Source organism: Adhaeribacter terreus (genome assembly GCF_042657365.1).
Lineage (GTDB): Bacteria > Bacteroidota > Bacteroidia > Cytophagales > Hymenobacteraceae > Adhaeribacter_A > Adhaeribacter_A terreus.
Window position 1 is genome coordinate 122,690 of sequence record NZ_JBHSKT010000010.1, and the last position, 23,712, is coordinate 146,401.

The window sequence follows — 23,712 nt, forward strand, 5'->3', positions numbered from 1 at the left end:
AGTAATAACCCTACTACGTTTACGCACAATTAACCGCTGCAAGGTGCGACCTGCTCATACTTTCCAATTATGAAAATCCTTTTATTACGCATATTGGTTTTATTGCTTTTGTTATGTCATACAGGATCAGCAAAAGCGCAGGAACCAGTAATAGACAGTATCCGGACTGTACTTAAATTACCCCAAAAAGATTCTGTAAAAGCGATGCTTTACTGCCGCCTTGCTGAAAATTATTTTCGTATTGATCCGCAGGAAGCTTTAGCGGCCAGTAAAAAAGCAGAAGAGATTGCCCGGCAATTAAATATGCCTTTAGTCCGGGCCCGGGCCTTGAATACCATGGGCGTAGCAAATCTCATCCTTTCCGATTTTGACCAAGCAATCAATTCCCATTACAATGCCCTCCGGATCAGAAAGCAAATGAATGATTCTCTGGGTATGGCCAACTCCATGTTGAATATCGGGAATGTATATTACAAGCTAAACAACCCGGAGAAATGCCTTGAAAATTATCATAACGCCTTAGCGATCGCTACCAAACTTAAAGACCTGAAGGCTTTAAGCAAGATCTATAATAATATTGGCTCTGTTTATGAAAGTGAAGAAGATTATGCCAATGCTCTAGCCTATTTTGAAAAATCCATTAAAATGAAAGAGCAACTGCAGGATCTAAACGGTCTGGCAGTAAGCCTTTTTCATACGGGCAGGGTGTTTATTCTAACGAACCAGACAGAAAAGGGGCTGGCATACATGCATAAGGCGCTTGCCCTGGAAATACAGACGAGCAATAATGTGAGCCGGGTTGTTACGTTACGCGGTCTTTCGGAAGTGTACCAAAGTTTGAATAATTTTAAACAGGCCTTGAAGTTTGCGCAACAGGGTTATGAACTTGCGAAAACCATTCAATCCAAATCTGAAATTATGTTTGCCCTGGAACGTTTGCAGGAGGTTTACAGAGCATCGAACGATTACGAAAAGGCATATAAATATTTGAGTCTGGCGGCGGTTTATAGCGACAGCCTTAATAACGAACAATCGCTTGCTCAGCGGAATGAGCTCGAGATCAAGTACGATACCCAGCAAAAGCAACTCGAAAACCTGAAGCTGTTGTCTGAAAAAAGTATCCGTGAAAAAGAATTTGAGCGCCGGAACCTGGTTCAGGTTTTAGTAATTTTAATTGCTGTATTGTTATTTATTCTGGCATTGGCGTTCTATTTCAGCTGGCGCCGCACAAAAAGCAACAACAAAAAATTAGTAGAGATCAATGGCCAGATCCAGCTCCGGAATCAGGAAATTCAACGTCAGCGGGAAGAGTTATCGGGCAAATCTGAACTTTTATTGAAGCAGCGAAATGAATTAGAAAAGCTGAATGATTTTAAGAATAGAATTTTCTCTATCATCGGCCACGATCTCCGTAGTCCGTTTGCTTCTTTGAAAAACTTATTCCTGATTGCACAGACAAGTAAAATGACCGAATCCGAGATCAGAACTTTTTTCCGGTTGCTGGATGAAAAATGCGACTTCGCAAACAATTTACTGGACAATGTCTTTTTATGGGCCAGCAGCCAGTTAAGCGGATTGGTTATAAACCTTGAACCCATTCAGGTATCTGATCTGGTAGATGAAAATATCAGGTTACTGGAAACCGCAATCGAACAAAAGGACCTGCGCATTACAAATAATATTTCCGATACAATACTACCTTTAACTGAAAAAGAAAGGCTGAATTTCGTGCTGCGGAACTTAATTTCCAATGCGGTAAAATTCTCTTATCCGGGAGATGCCATCAACATTGATGCCATTGAAACAGATTACGAAATAATTATTTCCGTTACCGATTCCGGACAAGGAATTGCAAATGAACACCTTGGTAAACTCTTTACAGCACAGCGCTTTACTACTAACGGTACAAACAACGAAAAAGGAACCGGTTTAGGCCTTTTATTATGCAAAGAACTGTTGGAAAGCATCAATGGGAAATTATCGGTGCAAAGCCAACTGGGTGTAGGCACTACGTTCACGGTGAAATTACCGAATAAAGTAACTGCTGATAAACCGGTAAAAATGGAAACGCATCCGGCTTTGGTTTAAAAGATCTTGGCGCCGGAAACCGAAACACCTGTTCTTACGATGCCCCGCAATTTGAACGAAGGCTTGTAGCATTATTGCACAAATAAGTAGAAGTTATCTCATAAATAGGTTAGTCATGTTGAGCGATAGCGAAACAACTTGTCGGCGGCTGGCAGTCACGTTATTTTTGGCTTTTCTGCTTCCCACCGACGAGGTCCTTCACTCACGTTCAGGATGACAGGTGTATTTAGGAGATAGCTTCTAATTCCCCCCGAAAGCTGGAATTCTGTTGTACCTTTGCGGCCTTTTATCTTAATCCATGACACGTAAAAAATACCTGGGCCTGATCCTGATTTTAGGTACCCTCACGGCGCTTGGCCCATTTTCCATCGATATGTACTTGCCTGGCTTCCCGGCTATTGCGCAGGATCTTAAAACTACCACTGCCGAAGTTGCCTTGTCATTATCCAGCTTTTTTGTGGGTATTTCGGCCGGGCAACTTTTATACGGTCCCCTACTCGATCGCTTCGGCAGGAAAAAGCCGCTTTACTTCGGGCTGGTGGTTTACATTTTAAGTTCAATTGCCTGCGCCATGGCTACTTCCATCGATGCCTTGGTAATGTTGCGTTTCGTGCAGGCCGTGGGCAGTTGCGCCGCCGGGGTTGCTTCGGTGGCCATGGTGCGCGACCTGTTTCCGGTAGAAGAAAGTGCGAAAGTTTTTTCGTTGCTGATGCTCGTAGTAGGCGTGTCGCCGATGATCGCACCTACGGTGGGCGGTTACGTTACAGTGGCTTTTGGCTGGCAATCGGTTTTCCTGATCCTGGCGGGCATGGGCGCTTGTATTTTAGCGGCAGTCTATTTCGGTTTACCCGAAAGCAGCAAACCCGATCCTTCATTATCCCTGAAACCAAGACCCATTATCACTAACTTTTTAGCCGTGATCAGGATCCCGCAATTTGTGACTTACGCACTGGCTGGGGCTGTTTCTTTTTCCGGCTTGCTTACTTACGTTTCCGGATCGCCGCTTTTGTTTATGGAAATATTTCAGGTAGGCGAAAAAACGTATGGCTGGATCTTCGCATTTCTTTCGCTTGGTTTAATTGGAGCAAGCCAGGTAAACAGCCTCATGCACCGGAAATTTCGCAGCGAACAGATCATTGTGGTAGCCATCATTTTCCAGGTACTGGTCGGTTTTTTACTCTTTTCCGGTACCGTTTTCGACTGGCTGGGTTTGTACGGAACCATTGCCGTAATCTTTGCTTTTTTATGTTGCCTGGGTTTTACATTTCCGAACGCTTCCGCACTTTCCATGGCTCCTTTCAGTAAAAATGCGGGCAGCGCTTCGGCTTTAATGGGCGCTATTCAAATGGGTTTAGGGGCGTTGGCTACGGTTGTCTTAAGCATTTTCAACGATCAAACCGCAATTCCAATGGCCGTGATCATGGCAGGTTCGGCACTTTTAGCGTTGATGATCTTACTGCTGGGCCGCACTTTTATCCGGAAAAACCATAGCGTTTCGGAAGAAAAAGAAATGGTTGTGGGTAATTTTCATTAGTGCTATCTCATAAACGGGTTTGTCATATTGAGCGCTAGCGAAACAACTTGTCGGCTCTTTGTAGAAAAGTTGCTACTGGGCGCCGACAAGGTCCTTCGCTAGAGTTCAGGATGACAGATGGATTTATGAGATAGTTTCTAACCAATCTGCACCCTGCATTTTACTTTTTACCTTAAAAACGATACCGTTTTAGGTCAGTTTACCGAACCTGAAAAAGCTTGCAATAATTCTTCGGTAACCTAGATTTAAGAGAAACCTGGATCAAGACTTATTGCGGCGGGTTTCGAAGCGTTTTTTTCTGTTTCAGATTGCTCTGGTTATGGTTTTCAAAGATCACAAAAACGTTGCTGAGTTTAGGGTTATCGGTGCGAAGCTGGGCCGTGGCATTAATTTTATAATCGATCAGCGGCGGGCCAAGCAATTGTCTTTTCAGGAGTTTCAGGGCTTCCCAGACGCTTAAATTCATGGGCACCAATACTTCACTTATGCCGGTAGGGATATTGTAGGTGCGGTTTATTTTCCCGCAGATCTCCACGCCGTTTTCCAGGCTTACCCGGTAGTCGATATTTTTAATGGTAAGGCCCTTTACATTGGCATTCTGAACGGCTACCACGGCATTAAACTTTAGCCCCTGCCCAAAACCGAAGCCCCGTAATTTTAATCTTTGCAACAAAGTAACCGGCGAAGCGGGCGTGGCAATGCGGGTGTTCAGATCCAGCTGCACATCCTGGCTGCTTAAATTCCCCAGGCTCAGAACCAGCGAAGTCGGGAAATTCAGATACATGCTGTCCTGTTGCTGGCTTCGGTTTACGTGGTCTTCCCAGAGTCCGTAATTTACGCCCAGCGTGTGCCAGGCAAACGTATTGGTATTGGGCGCCAGATCCAGATTGAGTTTTTCTTCCGATTTTCCTACCGATTCGTTATCGTGGATTACATCTACCTGCAGCTGCGAAATGTGGATGGTAGCCGGTAAGGTATTGTAAATAGCCGCGTACATGTGTACCCAGGCAGTGTCGTAGTGCATGGTAATATTCAGCGTATCGATCTTACTGAACTCGGGCATAAAATCCGGCGTGCCTTTGGAATTGATGTTGTAAACGCCGCTCGTTTGCAGCGTAATATCGGTTTGGTTCAGCAAGCTGTTGGGCGCAGTAACGGCAGCCGTTCCGGTAAAAGTATATGGCCAGCTTTCAATACCTTGCACCAATCCTTTGGTCAGTTGGTTCGCATTGTCACCAGAAAGATCTACCGGAATTTCTACCTCGGTTTTCCCGGAATCGAGCAAGATCGTTTGCTGCGTTTTCCCGGTAATATCTATATCGTTTTTCAGCAGCAAATGGTACCGGAAATTGTCGAGTTGCAAACGGTCTGGGTTCTGACTTTGGATCTTCAGTTTAACCAGCAGTTGCGCGCCAAGTTCCGGATCTAATTGCTTTATCTTAACATCCACAAATTCAAACGAAGGGCTTTTGGTAACGGGAACGGTTATCTTTTTCCTGACCGATATTTGTTGCGGTTTGCTTCCTTTCAGGTTATAATAAAAACGCATCTCCACATCCAACGGTATTTCTTTTTCTCCCGACGGTTGCGCCATTAATTGCTGATATTCTGCATTGTTTACCGTTAAAGGTAGTTCGAGTTTCTGGTTGCCTTTGGCCGGAAGCGTTTTTTCGAAATCCTTGCCGCCTTGGGCCACAACTTTGCCTTTATGCCGCAAAAAATACCGGGCGCTATCCAGATACAACGGCAGTTTGGTAGGGTTATGAAGCAGCAGTTCAGCTTGCAGGTACGTGTTTTTCTCTTTGGTTTGCAGTCGTAGATTTTCCAGGTGTTTTACCGTCGGCATGGCCATCGGGCCGCTGCCAATTTTACGGGTATCCAGGGTGCCGGCTTTAGTTACACTTACCGCCGTATTTTCGAACAGTTTATGATTAGCTTTTATATCTGCGGAAACGTTTGCTTCGTAAGGCCAGACATGTTTTTTGCTCAGTTTCTGCCGGATGAGTTCAATCACTTCAGATGTTTCCAGGTGCACTGGTACCGCTACCATTTTGGCCCCGTTTTTAATATGGAAAGCAGTATCCGTTTTGCCGTTAATCACCATGCTATCAGATAAACGAATGGCGTATTGCAGGTTGGTAATTTCCAGATCCGGCAGGTTAACGTTTTCGGTATTCAGGTTCAGCTGAAAGATATAACCGCCTTCAGGACTGAAGCTTTTTACGAAGAACGTATCGATCTGCAGCGCCGGTTTCTGGGGAATGGCGGTAGTAAGCGTGCGGTTTATGGCAACATTTTGCGGCCCTATGAAAGGCGGATCAGCATAGATTTGTACCAACACCTCCAATTCCAGACTATCCTGGCTTTGCGGCTGCGTCAGCAATTTCCGGTAGCGGTCTTTATCCAGCAATAAACTGAAATCGAACGTCTGCTCTTGTAATGCCGGCAAGCTTTGCTCCTGTACTTGTTTTCCCCAACCTATTTTCTCGCCTTTGTGCCGGATCTGGTACGAAACGCTATCTATTTGAAAGGAAAAAGGCAAGCGATTCTGCATCCGGATTCCTGCCTGTACCACTGTCGTATCTTTGCCCCATTCTACATGCAGTTTCGTTACCGCTTTCACCTTCGGGTAAAAAAAATGCCGGTTGTAAAACAGCAAAGTTCCCAGCAAACCAATAAGCAGCAGGAAGCCCGCAATCATTAAACCCGCCTTTTTCTTGTTGCTATTACTCACTCCGTGTCAAATAATTTCCGAATTCGTTAAACGGAAATAAAGGCTGAAAAGCTGTTTCTTGCGATTTCATTTTAGCGGAAAATTGCTCCTCTCCTATTACTAAGCAGCAACGCTATTGCAGAATATAAAACACATCTTTATTCAGGATTTTCAAATTTCCTTCGGAGGTGGCAAAGTGAAGGCAAGAGAATTTTCGGATTATTTATACATGTATTCCGTACCTTCCCGATAAAGAAAAATGCTATGCTGCAACGCCAGGTTTACCGCATGCCCAAAGCCGGTTCCATTAATCATTTGAAACTTACTACCGAAGAACTAGAAGCGCCTAAACCTGATGAAGTCTGCGTGCAGGTAAAAGCCATTGGGCTGAACTTTGCCGATATTTTCGCCATGCAGGGACTTTATAGTGCCACGCCGGCAAGTTCCTTCATTCCCGGCCTCGAATTTTCCGGGGAAATAATTGCCGTGGGTGAAGCCGTGCAAACCTGGAAAGTGGGCGATAAAGTAATGGGTGCAACGAAGTTTGGCGGCTACGTGTCGCACATTAATGTAAACGAACGTTACGTGGTGCCGCTGCCCGAAAGCTGGAGTTTTGAAGAAGGCGCCGGTTTCCTGGTGCAGGGCCTTACAGCTTATTACGCGTTAAAAGAACTCGGAAACCTGCAAAGCGGCATGTCGGTGCTGATCCATAGTGCGGCCGGTGGCGTAGGAATTCTGGCTAACCGCATCTGCAAAAAGTTTGGCGCTTTTACCATTGGCACCGTTGGCCGCGCCGGAAAAGTAGATTTCCTGAAGCAAGAAGAAGCGTACGATGCTGTAATTTTGCGCGATAAACATTTTCCGGAAAAACTAAAAACTGCGCTGAACGGCCGGCCCTTAAACCTGATCATGGAATGCATTGGCGGCCAAATACTGGAACAAGGCTGGAAAATGCTGGCGCCTATGGGACGCATGGTGGTTTACGGCAATGCCAGTTTCACGAGCCACGGTTCGCGGCCCAATTACCCGAAGCTGTTCTGGAAATTCCTGAAACGCCCGAAGATCGATCCGCTGAAATTACCCACCGAAAACAAGTCGCTGATGGGTTTTAACCTCATTTATCTCTACGAACAAACCGACCTGATGCACCGCTTACTCGCCGAACTGCAAACGCTCGAACTAAAGCCCCAGCACATCGGCCACGTTTTTCCTTTCAAAGAAATGCACCAGGCCATTCACTTGTTTCAGCAGGGAAAAACGGTAGGGAAAGTGGTGGTAAAAGTCGGGTAATTAAATAGATTTCTAAACCAAAGAAGCACCCGGTGAAATTACCGGTTTATTCTTCCAGCCAGGCCAAAGCTTCTTCCTTAGTCGCAAAATTCTTAAAGGTAATATCCACCTCCATAGCGGTACTTATTTCCTGAAAGAAGTTATCGAACAGATTCGCATAGACAGAATCGGGCCGTTTTACGCGGGCCAGTTTCCGGAGCGGGGTTTGCGCCAGGCCACTTACAAACAATTCCATCATCTCCCGGAAACCTGCATCGGAATGGTTGATGATACAGTGGCTGGCATCTATAATAAATTTAGAAGCATTACACCGGATAAGAGTGCTGATTATTTCGGAAAAAGGTTCTTCCAGGTGCTGGATCGTATAAGGACCAAATTCCGGCCACTTGGCATAAAGTATTCCTTTTTGCGCATCGTAACTAAACTGCAACTGGGTATTACCTAAAATCATAACATTTGATTTTAATCCGAACCTTGCCTGCTAATTCTTTGCGCTTACTGAAGTATTTACTAAAAGTTTCTATTTAATTTTTTCTTGTGAGGGTGCAATGCTAAAGCAGTTGTATTCCCTGCACTTCCGAAAACTAAGCTTTGGTATTATAAATAAATTCAACTACCAGCAAGCTAATGATTAATAACCCGGTTATATTCTTAACAGTTCTATTTCAAGCATATTTCACGTTTGGTGATGTAAATCCAAGCCATTTGCTTGTTTTTAAAAGAGAAAAAACGGTAGGAAAAATGGTGGTAAAAGTAGAGTAGTAGAAATTTGGTATTTTTTTTAACTTGGTCAGTTTCAAATTTTCTCTTTCGCTTGCAGTCAAATATTAGGCTGTCCCGACCCTATTGAGAATAAGTTGACGATTGCTTTAACAACCGGTTATTAATCAAAAAACAAAGCCGCTCCTCATGAGGGGCGGCTTTGTTTTTTGATTAATAAATAATGGAAAAAAAGTTAGGTTTAAAACCTATTTATTGTTTTGGTATAAGGTGCCATTCTATATTAGTGGGATTGCCACTAACAAATGCGCCTCGTTTTAATTTTAAAGAGTTAGCAGTTAAATCTAAAATTGTCCAATTTACTTCAGAAGGGGTATCTGGATCAAGTGTTAAAATGGATTCATTAGACTGGAATTCCCATGGTCCAGAATGTGAAAATGACACGTGAAAAGCAACATAAGTACTATCCGTAAAAATATAGTAACCATTTTTATATCCAATTGAAAGTGGATCATCGATTATATCGACACCATTATAGATCAGCGCTTTCGTTTTCCACTCTTTAATAAGCAATTCCTTCTTAGTTGGTTGCACAACTACCGGTTGGGGATCTTTGTTTTTGTTATCATCACCGCAGGAAGTGGTTATAATTGATACAGCCGCTAAAATTGCGAATAATAGTTTGTCGAGGTTTCTCATAGTAATTATTTAAGTAGATTTTTAATTACAGTTTATTCCAGACTTAACTAGGTGCCTGCATAATTTGCAGGCAATATTTTAAACTAGGTAAGCTTCAGATTACAAACCTATAACATTATAATAATCTACCAAATGTCCTTAAACATTTCCAGAACATTTTTTTAACTTCGACCAGTAAAACAAAAAAGCCCTGCTTTCACAGGGCTTTTTCTTTGCAACACATTTAAACTTACTTCTTCTTAGTTTTCGCCGGCGCAGCTTTTTTAGCCGGGCTGCTGAAACCACGTTTCTGCATCAGGGCCTCCACTTTCGGGTCGCGGCCACGAAAATTGCGGTACGCTTCGGCAGGATCTATGGTGTTGCCAACCGAGAAAATGTTCTGACTTAATTTCTGGGCTACGGTTTTATCGTAAGGGCCGCTGGCTTCGGTAAAGGCGCCGTAAGCATCAGCCGTCAGCACATCCGACCACAGATAGCTGTAATAACCTGCCGAGTAACCATCACCGGAAAATACGTGGCCGAATTGCGGCGTGCGGTGGCGCATTACAATTTCATTTGGCATACCAAGCGCGGTTAACGTTTCGCGCTCGAATTTATCCGGATCTATTTTCTGGGCGCCCGCCAGGTGCAGTTTCATATCGATTAAAGCGCTGGCCAGGTATTCGGTCGTTTCGAAGCCTTCGTTAAACGTGCTGGCTTTCTCAATGCGGTCAACCAGGCTTTGCGGAATTGGTTTGCCGGTCTGGTAATGCAGCGCGTATTTGTTCAGCACTTCCGGCGTAGAAAGCCAATGTTCCAAAAGCTGCGACGGAAATTCCACGTAATCGCGCACCACCGAGGTTCCGGCTAAAGACGGGTAGGTAACGTTGGAGGAAAGTCCGTGCAGCGCGTGACCAAATTCGTGGAAAAGCGTAGAAGCATCGTCCCAGGAAATCAGTACCGGTTCGCCGGGTTTGCCTTTCACGAAGTTGGAGTTGTTCGATACAATGGTGGTAACTTCGCCGTCCATGCGCTGCTGCGCGCGGTAATCGTTCATCCAGGCGCCGGAGCGTTTGCCTTCGCGGGCGTATGCATCGAAATACCACAAACCAATGTGTTTGCCACTGGTTTTATCTTTCACTTCCCACACGCGCACATCTGGGTGGTAAACCGGCACGTTGCTTACCGGCGTAAAGCTGAAATTAAAAAGCTCACCCGCTACCCAGAACATGCCTTCGCGCAGGTTTTCCAGTTGCAGGTATTGCTTTACTTCGTTCTGATCGAGGTCGTATTTGGCTTTGCGTACTTTTTCGGCGTAATACCGGTAATCCCACGGCTCGATCTTAATATTCTGGCCTTCTTTTTTCGCCAATGCCTGCATATCAGCCACTTCTTCTTTTACGCGGGCAATCGCAGGTTTCCAGACAGCTTCCATCAGTTCCACCGCGCGTTCCGGGGTTTTAGCCATCGTATTTTCCAGGCGCCAGTGGGCGTGCGTTTCGTAGCCTAACAGTTTCGCTCTTTCAGCACGCAATTGCAGGATTTCGGTAATAATAGCGTTGTTGTCGGTAGTGCCGCCGTTGTCGCCGCGGTTCACGAACATGCGCCACACTTTTTCGCGCAAGGCCCGGTTATCCGAGTAAGTCAGGAATGGATCTACGGAAGAACGCGTGTTGGTAATTACCCATTTGCCGGCCATTTGCTTGGAAGCCGCCGCGTTAGCCGCCGCATCTTTCAGCGATTGTGGTAAACCAGCCAAATCACTTTCTTTTTCAATCACCACCATACCATTCATTTCATCGGCCAAAAGATTCTGGCTGAATTTGGTGTACAGGTTGGCCAGTTGCTGGTTCAGTTCCGATAAACGGGTTTTCTGCGTAGCATCCAGTTTCGCGCCGGCGCGCACAAAATTGGTGTAGGTTTTCCAGGTCAGGCGCTGCTGCTCGGGCGTAAGTTTTACTTTTTCCGGCGAATTATATACCGTTTCTATGCGTTGGAAAAGCTTCGAATTCTGGGTGATCTGGTCGGAAAAAGCAGCCAGTTTCGGCGCCATTTCCCGTTCCACTTCCTGGAACTCTTTATTGTTCATATTCGAGCTCCAGATGCCGTAAATATTGATCACGCGGTCTAAAGCCTGTCCGGTACGTTCCATGGCGGCGATCGTGTTTTCAAAAGTAGCCGGGGTAGGATCGTTGGCAATTTTACCGATCTCCGTCAGGTTTTCGGCCATGGCGGTTTCCAGCGCCGGTTTTATATCCGCAACTTTTACCTTATCAAAAGGTGGAACGCCGCCGTAAGGTCCGCTCCATTTTTCCAGCAGCGGGTTCGGCGCAGCCGCTTCCGGATCGGTTACAACCGTGGTTTGCGTTGTAGTGGTGGTTTTCGTTTTAGGAGTATTCACGCAGTTAGTTAACGTTAATAAGCTGAACGTGCCGGCCAGAGCCAGCCCGCTGTAAGGCATCACGAAATTTCGCATAAAGGGTTTTCCTTTGGTTTAAGTTTTAATTTCAAAAGATTGAAAGTCTGCTTATACAGGAAGGTTTTTCAAAAAGACTACTTCAAAAACAGATCGCCTGTAAGGGTATAAATATCATGAATTAAGGTATAGCAAGCAACCTTGAAATTGCACGAATATTCACTTCTATGCGCCGGGCAGCAAAATTTAGCGACCTGGGTTTAGTGCATCCAATTTTTTTGATAAACAAACGTTTGCATAAACAACTGCTTAAAATGTAACTCTAAACAGATTTTTAAGTAGGAAACCAAATACGAAACTCTCCAAACATACATGCGAAGCAATTCCCAATTGTTTTTCCCGCTCCTGTTGGCTTTCCTGTTGCTGCAGACTTCCTGCTTTACCCGCCAGGACCGCCACGCCGAAAACACTTCCACTGAAGCCACCGAAACGGTGCCGAAAACCACGGAAAAAGTGCCTGCAAGCAAACCAACTTCCACTTCAGAAAAGCAAATTACCAGCATTCCCAAAGTGAACGTATTCCTGGAAGTTTCCGGTGGTATGGTAGGTTTTATGCCGAAAGGCGGCGCGGCCAGCCAAGCTACCAATTTTCAGAAAAGCGTGGCCGGTTTGCTTACCGAAGTGAATTACAATAAAGCTGTTCAAAGCAAAGATTTCTATTTCATCAGAGAAAAAAACGGTACCTCGCAGCTGCAAAAAAGTACGTATAATGAAGTTCTGAAAACCGTAAGCGCCGGCATTTCCAATCCCGCTTTAGGCACCGAATTACCGGAAATGCTGGAGCAAATTTTAAAAGAATCGGGCAAAAGCCAGGCAGTTTCCGTTATCGTTTCTGATTTCATTTATGGCCCTTCCGATAAAACTAAATTCAACATTATTCCCCAACTTATTCGCGGCGCATTAAACGAAGCCCAAAACAAAGATCTGGTCGTTTCAGTGTTTGCTGATCAGTCTGCTTTTACCGGTTCGTTTCATCCGGCGGTAAAACAACCGGTGGCCAAACGCGAATTGAAAGGTACAAAAATGCCGTACTACGTTTGGGTAATCGGCCCGCAAGAAGAAGTTATTTTATTCAACCAGAAAGTATTTAAAAACCTGCCGGAGCAACAAGCGCATTTCGGTTTCAATTACCCCGAACCTGCTTTCGAAGCGCTTACCAAACTAAAGCCTTCCGGAAACGTGTATTGCTCTGAACGCAAGCCTAGCGGCGGTTGCAAATCGGTAACCATTAATCCTCAGAAAGATACGCCGGTAGAATTTGAGATTGGAGTGAATTTAAGTTCACTTCCAACTCCTTTGCAAAACGCCGATTTTCTGAAAAAGAACCTGCAACTGAACGGCAAAGGATTTTCTGGCACAATTATTTCGGTAAAGCAGGCAAATGCCAAAGACCCGGCCCAGGAAAAATATTCGCACCTGGTCCGCGTGCGCATTACCCAGGCCATCGCCAAATCCGGACAGCTCACTCTAACGCTTCCCGATAACCAGGGCGACTGGGTGAACCAATGGACCACGCAGAACGACAATAACCCGGTTGCCCATCCCGGTAAAACGTTCAAGCTGAAAGAAGTGCTGGCCGGTGTGCAAAGCCTTTACTCAGAGCAACGCAACGTATTCTCGATCTCTCTAAACTTTATAAAAGCAAATGATTAAGTTCTTTTCCGGTCTCTACGAATGGCTGCTCGGCAGTCCGCAACCGCCCCAGGAAACGCTGGTTTACCGCGACGTAATTTTTCCGAACTCTGGTCTTTTTATGCTGGGCTGTTCGCTGGTAATGGTGCTGGTTTACTACTATGTGCTGAACCGCGCCCTGAACACCGGCTTTTACCGCACCAGTCACTGGGTAATTATCCTGTTCCTGAACGCCGTAATTATTGGCCTCATGACCGCCTTTTACGCGAACCGCGAAGGCGTGGAAGCACATTCCTACATTTCCTGGCTGGCCATGCTGAATGCGGTCTACAGCATCGGGGCCTTCGTAATTTTCTCGCTTTTATTTAAAGGAAAATCAACTTTCGCATACACTACGCCGGTAAAATGGCCTAACAAATAAAAATCATGGCAAAGCTATTTCTATTCGGGATCGGCGGCACCGGTTCCCGCGTTATCCGCGCCTTTACCATGCTCATGGCAGCAGGCGTAAAAATCCAGAACTGCGATAAAATTGTACCCATCATCATCGATCCGGATTCGCAGAACGGCGATATGAACCGCACCGTGGAACTGCTTAAAACCTACAAGCGCATCCACAACCATTTGGGCAATCGTCCGGAAGGTTTCTTCCACAAAGATATTGCTACGTTAGCGAGCGTAGCCGGAAGAACCGACGGCAACATTCCGGATAGTTTTGTGTACAATTTCAGCGGCAAAAACAAAAGCTTCCGCGAGTTCATTAACTACACCCAGCTAAGCGTAGACAGCAAAGCCATGGTAGATCTGTTGTTCACGGAAGAGAACCTGAGCAATAGCCTCGACGTTGGTTTCCGAGGCAGCCCTAACGTGGGTAGCGTGGTGCTAAACGACGTGATGAATTCCGATATGATCCGGTATTTTGCCACGAATTTCCAGCAAGGCGACCGGGTGTTTTTCATCAGCTCCATTTTCGGTGGAACGGGCGCTGCCGGTTTTCCATTATTACTGAAAAATTTCCGCGACCCGAATTCCGGCCTGCCAAATTCCGGTTACTTAAATCACGCCTTAATGGGAGCGATTACGGTTTTACCTTATTTTTCGCTGGAACAACCCGCTGCCGACGGCAACCCGGAAACCAAAGATTACATCGATTCCAACTCCTTTATAACCAAGACCAAAGACGCGCTTTCGTATTACCAAAATAATCTACAAAGCCTTAATGCGCTGTATTACATAGGCGATACACCGGAAAAACCGCTGGAAAATCACCCCGGCCGTGCCGCCCAGCAAAACGAAGCGCATTTGATCGAGCTGCTCAGCGCCTTAGCCATTATCGATTTCATGGATTACTCGCCTGACCAGCTGCAAGGCGAAATGCATTTCCACGAATACGGCCTGAAGGAAGATGCGAAAGATATTCATTTCACCCACCTCGGCACCGAAAGCAAAGAGAAGATCGCCAAAGACCTGATCCGTTTCAACTACTTCGATCACTACATTACCGAGCACGCGCCGCAGGATTCTGATGCGCCATATTTTAAAGCCACAAACCTAGGCAGCGCCATGCGCAACGAACCAATTTTTAAAGAACTGCAGCAGTTTTTACGCTCGCCGCAATACGGTTTTCACGCCTGGCTGCAGGAGCTCCGCCAGAACAAACGCGCCTTCGAAGCCATCAATCCGGATGAAAAAGATTTCAATCGCATGGTAGCCGACAAAACGATTGAAACGAGCTTCTTCGATACCGGCCTGAAACCGAAAACCATCCTGAAAGAGATTGGTAACCTCAACATCAAAGAAACCGAACCGGATACTTTCAAACGGGTAATCAAGATTATGGAAGGTGCCACCAAAAATATGGTTGAGGAAAAGCTGAAGTATCAGTAGTTGGGAACCCACCCCTAACCCCTCCGAGGAGGGGAATTGATAACGTGCTATATTGGAATAAAGAATTTATTTCCAACTCAAATTATCCGATAATTCCCCTCCTCGGAGGGTTTAGGGGTGGGTTTACATTATTGAGAAACGCTATACTTTTCAGCCCAAAAAGTCTGAAACCTGCGAACAGAAAGCAGCCCGAAAACGGTATGCTTTCAACTAAAAAAACTAAAAATCACCCAAAGTAATCTCAAGTCCTCCCCTGTTTTTATGGGAGGATTTAGGTGGGGTAAAACGATACAATTATGCCAAAAGTACTTCGTCTTCATCAGTTAGGGTTAAACGTGGAAGGCTGGCAGCAAACCAACCAGCTTACCAGCACCGAGATCAAAGATATTCCGGATGGCGCCGGCGCGAAAGCTACCAAGCTCAGCACCTCCATTCCCACGCCTTTTGCGCGCATGCACCTCTTCGAAACTGCTTTCGATTTTGTGGCACGCGAAAAAAATCTGCAACCCAATACGGTGTACCACAAAATGGTGTCGCAGTTCTGGGATCTGTGGGAATTCCTTTTCAACCACGATATGTACATGCAGGCCGGCCAGCGCATTTTGGTGCGCCGCTGGAACAAGGAAAAGGAAATTGCGCAGATGCAGGCCAACCCCGGAAGCAAACTTCTCGGCGATACGCTGCAACTTTTTGCTTCCTCCGATAACCGTTTCCGCGACTTCTCTGACCTGTACTTTTTCTACTTCGAGAGCACCAATGCGCACGGCGAAAAACAGCAGCAATTACTGGGCGGAACTTCTCCGTTTACCCTGCTTTTTGTGTCGCCGAAAGTGCAGGCGCTGAACATTGAAAGGCTGCAAAGTAAAGGCAAATATTTCGATAACCAGTTCGTGCCGCTGGAAGAACGCGACACCGCTTTCCGCGATTTTGTGTACGAACTTTTTACTGCTTTTTCTGATTTTCCGGTGCGCTATCCGGCCGTTTACCACGTGCTGGACCAGAACCGCCTGAACATGATCGCGATGAACGGCGGCAGCACCCGCGATGCTGTGCTGAATAAATACCACAGCCTCCGCGACCACGAAGGAAACCCGGTTAGCGCCGCGCATTTCCCGTTCCTGATCCAGGGCCAGCAAACCTCCGATACCATCGACAGCGACCTGTTCATCAGACCAAGCCGCCAGATTTCGGAGCGTTTGCCCATCGTGCTGAAGCCGAAACTGAAGCTTGTAGGCCAGACCAAATACCTGAATAAATTCCTCTGGGAAGACAAAACCGGCGACGAAGTGCCGTACGCCGATGCGCGGGTTCTGGACGAAAGAACCCTGCCCGGAAAAGGCGTGCGTTACCCGTACCTCACCATCAACGATTTCCTGGAAGAAACCCTGATCGAACTGCCCTACGAAATAAACCAGGAACGCTTCTTCTGCGGCAACGTAACCTACCAGCCCGGCGCGGAGAAAAACTTCTCGTATCTGCTACCCGTTACCAGCCGCTACCTGGAATATTTCACCGAAAAAGACCTCGCCGATCAGCTCACGTTTTTCATAGACATCAACCACGTAAAAGTGAGTCTGAAAATTCCGGTTTCCAACGGCACGGTTATCGAGTTCGAACGGAAATATTACACCTCGCCGCAAAACCCGAAAGACCAGAACGGTATGGAAATTCCGGAAAAAGGCAAGATCGAAAAAGCGGAAATTGGCATCGGAATTTTTCCGTTTTACAAACTCATCGACCAGCCACAATACAACGATTTTTACAAAGTCATGCTCATCGACGAAGAAATTCAGCCGGGCATGCTTACCAAACAATATCACCTGAAATTCTTCGCCGGAAACCATGCGCTTACATCGGAAGGTGGAACCATGCGCGCCACCGTAACCGAGCGTTCGGTGAAAAGCGAACTGACCGCTGGCAGCAAATATTATGAAATTGAAGGCACGCATTTCGATTTCGCGGAAGTTTCCTGCCCGGGCAAATTCAGTGGCAAAGGCTTGTTCGTGCCCCGCTACCAGGAAATTCACCGGGGCACCAAAAGCTTTACTTTCGCCGTCGATTTTGGTACCACCAACACCTACATTGCCTATACCGATTCGCCGCACCAGGAACCAAAACCGTTCTCCATTTCGGCCAAAGACCTGCAACTGGTCATGCTTTCCAAGCCAGGCTCCGAACCGGGTTTAACTGATTACCAGCGTTTTGTGCAGAAAGGTTTTGGCAAACTGAACGCCGCCGAAGCCCTGACCAAACGCGAATTCCTGCCGGCCATTATCAACGATGGCAGCTCGCCGTACCAGTTCCCAACAAGAACTGCGACTTGTGAAGCGCCGGGTTTCGTGAACCAGCCAACGTCCATTTTCGGCAACATCAACATCGGCTTCACCATGAACACCGATGCCGATGCCTACGAACATTACCACACCGATCTGAAATGGTCGGAAACCCTGCATGCGGCCGGTCAGCGCCGAATTCACGCTTATTTTCAGGAACTGATGTTGCTTCTGAAAAACAAAGCAGCGCTGAATGGCGGCGTGATCGAGAACACCAAAGTGGTATGGTTTGCGCCGCTCAGTTTCAATTCTTTCTCCCGCAATCTGTTCCAGAATGAATGGGATGAAGCGTACCAGAAAGTGTTCAAAAACAACCGCAATACCATTTGCATCACCGAATCGGTAGCGCCATATTATTATCTCATGCAGAAAGGTACCGTGGTACCGAGCCGCGAAGAAGGACTGGTGAACATCGACATTGGCGGCGGTACGACGGACGTACTTTTATATGCGAACCAAAGACCAGCCTACAGCTTCTCGTACCGCTTTGCCGGCGACGATCTGTGGGGCGATGGCTTTGCGATGGTGCGCGGCGGCAAAGACAACGGCCTGATGCTTTACGGCCGCGACCAGATCATGAACATGCCGCTTTCCGGTAACCAGTTCGAATACAAAAAATACCTGCAAAGCGCCCTGAACAACACCAGTTTCGGTTCTTCCGATGTGGTAAGTTTAATGTTCAACTACGACGAAGTATTCAGCTATAGCAAAATATTGCAGCAAGCCCGCCCGATGCGCTTGATGTTCTACCTGCACTACGGCGCCATTATTTACCAGCTGGCCCAGACCATAAAAGCATCTGGCCTGAATGTGCCCCGCTACATCTGTTTCTCCGGCCGCGGAAGTTTGTACATCAAGATCCTGGCCGCCGGCGCGAACCTGAGCGGCATCGAAAAACTGACCAAACTGATCCTGCAAAAAGTAACCGGACAAGAAACGCCGGGCAATTTCAAGATCGTGTTGGTAGACCACCCGAAACAAACCACGGCCAACGGCGGCGTGCTTTCCGTTAACGACGAAAGCTCCGCCAACCAACCCGAGATCCCGATCATCACACCACTCGGAACGCCGGATGACAGCGCCAGTTTAAAAGGCATCAAGAAAGGAACGCTCACTTCGGAAATTAAAAACCAGGTGCTGGAAAACGTAAAAGCCTGCATCGAACTTTTATTACTGGACGACGACATAACTCCAATGATGAAAGACCTCGGAATTGAGTTCGATACTGAAACCGTAACGCCATTCCTGCGCGAGCAAATGGCCGACAGTTTATCCATAGGCCTGAACCACCTCGACAAGCAACTGCCCGACCAGGAAATGCTCCACGAAACGCTGTTCTTCCTGCCGTTCAAGCAGGCGCTTTATGCCCTTTCCAAAGAGTTGTATAGCCGGAGAAGTGTAAGGGAAACGGCGTGACCCCACCCAACCTTCCCCTAAATAAGGGGAGGGCTTTTACTGCAGTGCTGTTCGCAATTTGTCATCCTGAACGAAGTGAAGGACCTCGTCGGCGAGTAGCAGAAACGTTAAAAAAATGGTAGGGTTTAAAGCTGAAAAAGTAATTGGGAATGTTTTTTCCGGATCAGATAAATTATTCGTCATCTCGACGCCAAGAGAGATCTCAAAGGGCTGGTAGGAAAGCCAGAATAAAAGCTACTACCAACTGAATGAGATTCCTCCTGGCGTCGGGATGACCGAATAAAAAACGCTGTCCTTTTCAGCTAAAAACTCAACATAGAACCAACAAAACGGTATAGTTTTTACCTACAAAACCCGAAAAAGTAACTTAAGTCCTCCCCTGTTTTTAGGGGAGGATTTAAGTGGGGTAAACCACATGCGAAACTTATTTCTACTCCTCTTCATTTTCCTCCTCTCCTCCGCCGCAGCAGCAGCCCAGGAAAACACTGCCCCAACCCAGGCAAAGATCTGGCACCGCGCGCTGGTCTGGATCTATGAAGACAACAACAAAACGTTAGGCAAAAACGAACAAAAACCCGTACCCCAAGTCAGCAACGAAAGCCTGGCAAACTTCGAAAAGGATCTGGCCGCAGCCAGCAAAGCTAACAAAGACGGTTACAATTTCTACAAATTAGTGTACCAGCCCGTACAGGAGAAACTAGCCAAATCAAAACCCGTCTCAGACGAAGCGCTCATGAATGCCATTGTTGCCGAAACTTCGAAAAAGCCGGGCCGCAATGTGAAACATTTGCGCTTCGCTTTAGAAACTGCCACCAAATCGGAAGCTGTTTCCGAAACTCCCGAAGAATATCGGGAAACAACCGCCATGCAACCCGAGCCGGAACCAGAAAATGTAACCGCTCCAACTGTTCCTTCAAATACCGAAAAACCCGTTAAAGACGAAAATAAATTGCCTATGTATTTAAGTATTTTAGCCTTGCTTTTAGCGGCGTTTGCGCTCTGGCGCGCTTCCCAAAAAAACACCTCCCGCGCTGCAGTAGTTCGGTCGGAAAACGATATGCTTGTGGCCGGAAAAAGTGCTTCAGAAAGTCCGAACGTAAAAGCCTTGAAGCGGCAAATCCAAACCATGAGAAATGAATACCATCAATTGAAATCAGAAAACGAAAACTGGCGCGCCGACATGCAACAGGCCATTCAGAATTTGCAGGCGGCAGCCTTTATAAACCCGCTTGCCAAAGAAAATTACGCAGATTTCCACGATCAATCTACATCGCAAAACCTTGGCGGAACAGGCCACCAGCACACTATGGAAAACTACTCCGAAACCCCTGCGGAAGCCCAGCCTTACGAAGTGGAAACCGACCATTTATTTGCCGAAGAACCGCAGCCGCAAAGCCATAAAAAATACACCCGCGTGCCGGAAGATGGCCTGCTGAAAGACCGCGAAATGCACACCGACAGCCGCGAAACGTGGTCGTTCATTGAAGTAACCATTCCGGATGCGCAGAGTAATACCGCCACATTTCGGATAAATCCGTACGTAAACCATGCGCTGGCCATAAACAACAGTTTAGACCGCCTGGAAAATGCCTTCGAATTTGCCCGTTCCGCCAACAAAGCCACGCAACTTATAAACGATGCCGACGGCGAACTGATGCGCACCGCGCAGGGCTGGCAAATTACCAAACGGGCCAGAATTCACTTAGCATAATATGGGTATTATTGCAATCATCGAGCTCCTCATTATTTCCGGAATTGTGGCGTTGCAGTTCGTGATTTTCAGCCGCAGCCGCAGCAAAATTAACCGGCTTGCCAACCTGTTTCCATCTGCGCAAAACCTGAACGTGGTGCAGGTAGATGTGAACAAAAACGATAGGCTTCAGCCCGATAAAAGTCAGGTAGTCAGCAGCTACAATAATGCCTTCGAAGCTATTTTAGCCGGCGAAGTTTTCACCAATTCGGCCATGCCCGGCACCACGCAAAAAGTGGTTGAAAATAATGGCAGTTATCTGTTGGTAGAAGTACGTGATCAGGATGCTGAAAAACTCAAAACCGAATATCATATTTCAGCGCTGAACCTGCAGAAAAAACTGGATGCCGGCGAATTTAACCTGCTGAACGAGCTGGTTTTCGATACGGAAGAAGCGCATTTTCAGCATATGCTTCACCAGATAAATGCCGAGTTGGTAGATCTGCTGGAAGTTAAAAATGCCTCCCCGGAATTTTCCGAAATTGTAAGCGACACAAACGAATACCTGCAAAACAATAAAGGTGCCGCCGCCGATTTCAACATCCTCAAAGATATTTCCGAACGCTATTCCGAAACGCTCGACAACGAAGTGCAGGCCGGCATTGCCACGCCGCTATACATCGGTCTGCTCGGTACCTTTTTCGGCGTCAGCATTGGTTTGTTCAGCCTGCTTTTAACCGATTCACCAGACCTGGCCGAATCCGAAACCCGTTCGTTCATAACCGACGATGGTATAAGAAACTTTTTAACCGGTGTAGTAATTGCCATGGTAGGAAGTTTCTGCGGTTTGTTGCTCACGCTGCGCGGAAATGCCTTATTGAAAGATGCCCGCAGCCGCCGCGACAAACTAAAGAACAGTTACTATACGTTCCTGCAAAAACGCCTGCTGCCCAAACTCAATTCCGACATGGCGGCCAGTCTCGGCAACCTCAAATCGGTGCTCGATTCCTTCAACCATGACTTCCTCGAAAAAGTGGCGAATTTTCGCCCCATCATTGCCAGCTTAACCGATAATATTGCCATTCAGAAAGACTTTATCCAGCGCCTCGACGAGATCGGTTTCACCAAAATGGCCAACGCCAGCGTAACGGTTTTCGAGAAAGTAAAGGAAAGCGAAGAGTTGTTCAGCAAGTTTCTGGGTTACCAGCAGGCGCTGAATAATACCCTGCAAAACGGTAGCGAAATGGCCGGAAAAGTCAAGGACGTATTAGGCAAAATGACCAAACTGGAAGAAGCCTTCGAAATGGTGCCCGGTTACCTGCAGAAACACGACGAAGCCATCATGCGGCAGGTACAATTCTTCGACCGCCACAAACAGGAACTCGACAAAATAGGAAACCGCGTAGAGCAGAATTTCGACGAAGATGCCAGCCGGTTGCAGAAGTTCATGGACATTAGAATGAACCAGCTGGAACGCGATGCGCAGAATGCCTATGAACGCTGGCAGGAACATTTCAATCAGCTGAACCAGGAAAATATCTATCAGAAAATTCTGGATTACATGCAGCCTTTCGGCAAACTGAACGAGCAGCAAAAACAACTGAACGAACAGCAAAACGACCTGGCCAAAACGGTAGCCTTAACGAACGAAAAACTGCTGCAGAAACTGGAGCAGGATGCCGCCATGCAGCGAACCCTAGCGGAACAACTACAAATAACCAACCGCATTCTGGAAGAAGCCACCAGGCGCAACCGCATGCAGGCCATCATGGACAAAGTTTTCGGACTGGAACAAAAAGGGCATGGAAAAATCAAATAAAGATTTTTTCTGGCCCAGTTACGTAGACCTCATGACCGTACTTTTCGTGGTGATGCTGGTCATGTTCGTGCTCAGCTATATCCGCTTCAAAAACAACGAGGAAAAACTGATCGCGACCATAAAAGAAAAGGAAAAGATCGAAGAACTGCAGCAGGCCGTCAGCACCATGATGAACGACCAGAGTTTGTTCCGCTACGATCCGCAATTCAAGCGCTACACCCTGGCACAGGACGTGAAATTCAAAGGCAACAAATGGGACCTGAGCCAGCCTTACGAAAGCCTGGATGGTAATGTACAGCAATCGCTTCGCTACATAAACAGCACCGGCCGCAAACTGAAAAATATTGTCGATTCATTGATGCTGCGCCGGCAAAATGACCCGGTTTTGAAAAACGTATCCTACGTGCTCGTAATAACCGGCAGCGCCTCCGATCTGCGCGATGCCCGCCTGCAGGGAGGCTACGACAATTACTGCTATACCGATTACGAAAGCTGGGGCTATGTACTCAGCTATCAACGCGCCTTGGCCCTCTACGATTACTGGAAAACCAACCGCATCGTAGACTTCGATCATAAAGCCTACCACCAGACAATAGAATTGGTAATTGCCGGCACCGGCTATGGCGGCGTAGGCCGTTATAATCCGGACAAACGTAACTTAACGATAGGCAATAACGAGGAAAAACTCAACCAGCGGTTTTTAATTCAGATCATTCCGAAGGTAGGGGAAGTAAAATAACATTTAAGTATATTTAAAAATACAATACTCTTTAGCCAGAAGACAGTAAAATATATTTTGACATTAGTATTAACAACCGGTAGGGTTTAGCTCTTAAAAAATGTTCATGTATTTTAACAAAAAAATAATTATGGAACAGAATTTTTAGAATATGCAAGAAATTCGTATTTTTGATAAATACACGTAAAAAAAGTATCCCAATTATATGAAAAAGTATTTGTTTATCGCAGCCGTTGGTCTGGTGGGCCTGGCTTCTTCTTGCAAAACTGTTTGTCCGGCTTACGCCAAGGCAGATGCCAAAACCCAACCTGTTGCTAAAGCTGACATTCGCGGTTAATTATACAAGAATATAAAAACATAAAAGCCGGCTGGATCAAATCCAGTCGGCTTTTTATTTAAGTATTTTTTGAGCAGTTAAAAACTTTATAGATACAAGATCCTAAAGCAAGTAAGTCCTCGTACTATTGATCTTCCTGGGTTTAAATTAGATTGTTTTAGCCGAACAATTTCATTCGAATCTTCAGAGTAGCTATCTACAAAAAGGCAAAATATTGTATATTCAGGTTTAAAAACGCAAAAGCCCCAACTTATTACTAAGCTGGGGTTTAGTTAAATGGGGTTGGCGGCTACCTACTCTCCCGCCTTTGACAGCAGTACCATTGGCGCTACGGGGCTTAACTTCTCTGTTCGGAATGGG

15 protein-coding genes and 1 rRNA gene are annotated in these 23,712 nt (G+C 46.5%); 11 read left to right on the forward strand and 5 right to left on the reverse strand.

The window, feature by feature from the left end; genetic code table 11:
* The first annotated feature begins 204 nt into the window (after positions 1 to 204).
* Both ACFPIB_RS15340 and ACFPIB_RS15345 read left to right on the forward strand, forming a co-directional pair.
* Positions 205 to 2,088 (forward strand): tetratricopeptide repeat-containing sensor histidine kinase, encoded by a 1,884-nt coding sequence (locus tag ACFPIB_RS15340; protein WP_378018346.1) that lies wholly within the window; start codon positions 205 to 207, stop codon positions 2,086 to 2,088.
* A gap of 298 nt (positions 2,089 to 2,386) precedes the next feature.
* Positions 2,387 to 3,622 carry a multidrug effflux MFS transporter gene (locus ACFPIB_RS15345; protein WP_378018347.1) on the forward strand — a complete coding sequence of 412 codons (1,236 nt, stop codon included), beginning with the start codon at positions 2,387 to 2,389 and terminating at the stop codon, positions 3,620 to 3,622.
* 268 nt (positions 3,623 to 3,890) lie between these two features.
* Here ACFPIB_RS15345 and ACFPIB_RS15350 read toward each other — a convergent pair whose 3' ends face one another.
* A complete protein-coding gene (locus tag ACFPIB_RS15350) occupies positions 3,891 to 6,356 on the reverse strand; it encodes an LEA type 2 family protein (RefSeq protein WP_378018348.1) in 2,466 nt (821 codons plus the stop codon).
* Positions 6,357 to 6,599: 243 nt separating this feature from the next.
* On the opposite strand from ACFPIB_RS15350, the gene ACFPIB_RS15355 reads away from it, so the two are divergent.
* Positions 6,600 to 7,625 (forward strand): alcohol dehydrogenase catalytic domain-containing protein, encoded by a 1,026-nt coding sequence (locus ACFPIB_RS15355; protein ID WP_378018349.1) that lies wholly within the window; start codon positions 6,600 to 6,602, stop codon positions 7,623 to 7,625.
* A gap of 46 nt (positions 7,626 to 7,671) precedes the next feature.
* Here ACFPIB_RS15355 and ACFPIB_RS15360 read toward each other — a convergent pair whose 3' ends face one another.
* The 3 genes from ACFPIB_RS15360 to ACFPIB_RS15370 form a co-directional block, all read right to left on the reverse strand.
* Entirely contained in the window at positions 7,672 to 8,076 is a 405-nt protein-coding gene (locus ACFPIB_RS15360; protein WP_378018350.1) for a hypothetical protein, read from the reverse strand.
* A gap of 521 nt (positions 8,077 to 8,597) precedes the next feature.
* The gene (locus ACFPIB_RS15365) at positions 8,598 to 9,044 is read right to left on the reverse strand and encodes a lipocalin-like domain-containing protein (RefSeq protein WP_378018351.1); all 447 of its coding nucleotides are present in this window, start codon (positions 9,042 to 9,044) and stop codon (positions 8,598 to 8,600) included.
* Positions 9,045 to 9,273: 229 nt separating this feature from the next.
* Positions 9,274 to 11,499, reverse strand: coding sequence for a M3 family metallopeptidase (locus ACFPIB_RS15370; RefSeq protein WP_378018352.1), 2,226 nt, complete (start codon positions 11,497 to 11,499; stop codon positions 9,274 to 9,276).
* A 312-nt stretch (positions 11,500 to 11,811) separates the two neighbouring features.
* Here ACFPIB_RS15370 and ACFPIB_RS15375 point away from each other — a divergent pair, with 312 nt between their 5' ends.
* The 8 genes from ACFPIB_RS15375 (at position 11,812) to ACFPIB_RS15410 (ending at position 23,352) form a co-directional block, all read left to right on the forward strand.
* A complete protein-coding gene (locus ACFPIB_RS15375) occupies positions 11,812 to 13,152 on the forward strand; it encodes a hypothetical protein (RefSeq protein WP_378018353.1) in 1,341 nt (446 codons plus the stop codon).
* Positions 13,145 to 13,552 carry a hypothetical protein gene (locus tag ACFPIB_RS15380; RefSeq protein WP_378018354.1) on the forward strand — a complete coding sequence of 136 codons (408 nt, stop codon included), beginning with the start codon at positions 13,145 to 13,147 and terminating at the stop codon, positions 13,550 to 13,552. Before ACFPIB_RS15375 ends, ACFPIB_RS15380 begins: the two co-directional genes overlap by 8 nt.
* Before the next feature lie 5 nt (positions 13,553 to 13,557).
* Positions 13,558 to 15,018 (forward strand): hypothetical protein, encoded by a 1,461-nt coding sequence (locus ACFPIB_RS15385; protein ID WP_378018355.1) that lies wholly within the window; start codon positions 13,558 to 13,560, stop codon positions 15,016 to 15,018.
* 296 nt (positions 15,019 to 15,314) lie between these two features.
* Positions 15,315 to 18,767 carry a hypothetical protein gene (locus tag ACFPIB_RS15390; RefSeq protein WP_378018356.1) on the forward strand — a complete coding sequence of 1,151 codons (3,453 nt, stop codon included), beginning with the start codon at positions 15,315 to 15,317 and terminating at the stop codon, positions 18,765 to 18,767.
* A gap of 415 nt (positions 18,768 to 19,182) precedes the next feature.
* Entirely contained in the window at positions 19,183 to 20,478 is a 1,296-nt protein-coding gene (locus ACFPIB_RS15395; RefSeq protein ID WP_378018357.1) for a hypothetical protein, read from the forward strand.
* A gap of 1 nt (position 20,479) precedes the next feature.
* On the forward strand, positions 20,480 to 22,276 hold the full coding sequence (locus ACFPIB_RS15400; RefSeq protein WP_378018358.1) for a hypothetical protein: 1,797 nt from the start codon (positions 20,480 to 20,482) through the stop codon (positions 22,274 to 22,276).
* Positions 22,260 to 23,015, forward strand: coding sequence for a hypothetical protein (locus tag ACFPIB_RS15405; RefSeq protein WP_378018359.1), 756 nt, complete (start codon positions 22,260 to 22,262; stop codon positions 23,013 to 23,015). The genes ACFPIB_RS15400 and ACFPIB_RS15405 overlap by 17 nt, the downstream gene beginning before the upstream one ends.
* Positions 23,016 to 23,220: 205 nt before the next feature.
* Complete coding sequence (locus ACFPIB_RS15410; RefSeq protein WP_378018360.1) at positions 23,221 to 23,352, forward strand: hypothetical protein; 132 nt, start codon at positions 23,221 to 23,223, stop codon at positions 23,350 to 23,352.
* 280 nt (positions 23,353 to 23,632) lie between these two features.
* Here the strand turns inward: ACFPIB_RS15410 and rrf are convergent.
* Positions 23,633 to 23,712 (reverse strand): 5S ribosomal RNA (gene rrf / locus ACFPIB_RS17485); the annotation flags it as partial.